Consider the following 2,520-nt stretch of genomic DNA (forward strand, 5'->3'; position numbering starts at 1 on the left):
CTCGCGGCACCGGGCGCCACCCTGCGGCCCGGGGCGCTCGCCGAGGCGCTGGCGCTGCGCGCGGCCGCGGTCCCCGGGGTCGCCCGCAGCCGCGCCCGGGTGGTGCCCCGCTCCCGGCGCCGACTGGAGGTGCGCTGGCGGGTCTGGCTGGACCCGGGCACCGCGCCGGACGAGGTCCTTCCCACCCTGTGCGCGCTGGCGGCCGAGGCCGAGGCGTCGGCCGCCCCGTACACCGCCCGTACCCGCCTGCGCCTGAGCGCCGCCTCCCACCGGACGCCGCATGTCAGCTGACCAGTTCCCCCAGAGCGCCGTCCGCCGGTTCGTCCGCCCCCAGGTGCCGGCCGCGTGGTGGCCCGCGCTGCGGCGCACCCCCGCGTCCCTGTGGAACGACGACATCTCCGACTACGCCGCCGCGCTCACGTACTACGCCATCCTGGCGGTGCTGCCCGCGATGCTCGGCACCGTGCTGGCGTTCGGGCTGATCAGCCCGGACACGGCGAAGGACTTCGTCACCCATGTCACCGCGTACGCCCCGGCCGAGTCCGCCGCCGACCTGCACGCCGCGCTCACGCGGATGCTGGACGCCGACGGCAGTGCCTGGCCGCTGCTGGTGGTCAGCACCGCGAGCGCCCTGTGGTCCGCGTCCAGCTACCTCGCGGTGTTCCGGCGCGCCCTGCACCGGATGCACCGCGTCGAGGACCACCGCTCGCCCTGGCGCAAGGCGCACCGCATCGTCCTGACCGCGCTGGCGCTGCTCGCGCTGCTGCTGTCGGGCTCCCTGGCGCTGCTGCTGAGCGGCCCGCTGGCCGAGACGGTGGGCGGGATGCTGGGGCTGGGCAGCACCGCGGCGTGGGCGTGGAGCGTGCTGCGCTGGCCGCTGCTGCTGTGCCTGGTGGCGCTCCTGGTCGTGGTGGTCTTCCACACCGGTCCGGCCGCGGCCCGGCGGCGCAGCCGCAGTCTGCCCGGCGGTGTGCTGGCGGCGGCCCTGTGGCTGGCCGTGTCGGCGGGGTTCGCCCTGTACGCCTCCCATCTGAGCACGTACAGCAGGCTCTACGGCTCGCTCGCCGGGTTCGTGGTCTTCCTGGTCTGGCTGTGGCTGTCCAACCTGGCGCTGCTCAGCGGCGCGCAGTTCACGGCGGAGCTGGGCAGGGGCCGCGCCGGTCCGCGCGGCGAGCGGGCCGGCGCCGCCGCGTAGGGGGCGGCGACGAGGGCGGGCGTGTCCCGGGGCCGACGGGGCATGCGGAGGTGGGGCCCGTCCGGCGGGCCCGGGGGTTCTCGGCTTCGTTTTCCTGGGGAGATACGGCGTGATAATCGATGACGTACCGGCGTCAGCCGGTCCTGACACCTCGGACCGCGCGAGAGAGCGCAAGCAGCGGCTGCGGCGCCGTCTTGAGCGCCTGATCGGCGTCGCGGCCACCGAGGGCAACGAGCTGGTGGTCCTGCGCAACGGCGACGAGATCTTCCCCGCGATGCTCGGGGCGATCCGCGGGGCCGAGCACACCATCGACATGATGACGTTCGTGTACTGGCGCGGCCAGATCGCCCATGACTTCGCCTCGGCGCTGGCCGAGCGCGCCCGTGCGGGGGTACGGGTGCGGCTCCTGCTCGACGGGTTCGGGGCCAAGGAGATCGAGGGCCGGCTGCTGGAGCTGATGACGCAGGCGGGCGTGCAGGTGGCCTGGTTCCGCAAGCCGGTGTGGCTGTCGCCGTTCAAGCAGAACCACCGCTGCCACCGCAAGGCCCTCGTCATCGACGAGGACACCGCGTTCACGGGCGGCGTCGGCATCGCGCAGGAGTGGTGCGGCGACGCCGGCGGGCCCGGTGAGTGGCGGGACACCCACGTCCAGGTGCGCGGTCCGGCGGTGGACGGGGTCGCGGCGGCCTTCGCGCAGAACTGGGCGGAGTGCCACGAGGACCTGTTCGACGAGCGCGACCGCTTCACGGAGCACCCGCAGGCGGGCTCGTCGGTGGTGCAGGTCGTGCGCGGCTCGGCGAGCATCGGCTGGCAGGACATGCAGACCCTGATCAGGGTGATGCTCACCTCCGCGGAGGAGCGCTTCCGGCTGGCCACCGCCTACTTCGCCCCGGACACCTACTTCGTGGACCTGCTGTGCGCGACGGCGCGCCGCGGGGTGCGGGTGGAGATCCTGCTGCCGGGCCCGCACACCGACCAGCGGGCGTGCCAGCTCGCCGGGCAGCAGCACTACACCCGACTGCTGGAGGCGGGGGTCCGCATCCTGCAGTACCAGCCGACCATGATGCACGCCAAGATCATCACCGTGGACTCCGTCGCGGCCCTCATCGGCTCGACGAACTTCAACCGGCGTTCCATGGACCACGACGAGGAGGTCATGCTCGCCGTGCTGGACGAGGAGTTCACCGCCGAGCTGGACCGCGACTACGACGCCGATCTCCGGCAGAGCGTGGACATCGACCTCGGGCGGTGGCGGCGGCGCGCCGCCCTGCAACGCGCCAAGGAGGCGCTGGTCACGCCGATCCGCCGCTTCCTGTGAGCTGAAC

At 73.8% G+C, this 2,520-nt stretch carries 2 protein-coding genes and 1 pseudogene; all 3 read left to right on the top strand.

Translation table 11 applies throughout. The annotated features are described in order from the left end of the window. Window positions 1–291, top strand: a pseudogene (locus SZN_RS41795) (hypothetical protein); the annotation flags it as partial. Beyond that, complete coding sequence (locus SZN_RS36665; RefSeq protein ID WP_007505858.1) at window positions 281–1,195, top strand: YihY/virulence factor BrkB family protein; 915 nt, start codon at window positions 281–283, stop codon at window positions 1,193–1,195. The pseudogene SZN_RS41795 and the gene SZN_RS36665, both read left to right, overlap by 11 nt. A gap of 109 nt (window positions 1,196–1,304) precedes the next feature. Further along, the gene (locus SZN_RS36670; RefSeq protein WP_007505860.1) at window positions 1,305–2,513 is read left to right on the top strand and encodes a phospholipase D-like domain-containing protein; all 1,209 of its coding nucleotides are present in this window, start codon (window positions 1,305–1,307) and stop codon (window positions 2,511–2,513) included. The last annotated feature ends 7 nt before the right edge of the window (window positions 2,514–2,520 follow it).

The organism is Streptomyces zinciresistens K42, assembly GCF_000225525.1.
In the GTDB taxonomy this organism is placed as follows: domain Bacteria; phylum Actinomycetota; class Actinomycetes; order Streptomycetales; family Streptomycetaceae; genus Streptomyces; species Streptomyces zinciresistens.

What these genes read in the sequence shown, in the direction of transcription:
- SZN_RS36665 (WP_007505858.1), top strand. Translation starts at nt 281, where the DNA reads ATGTCAGCTGACCAGTTCCCCCAGAGCGCCGTCCGCCGGTTCGTCCGC.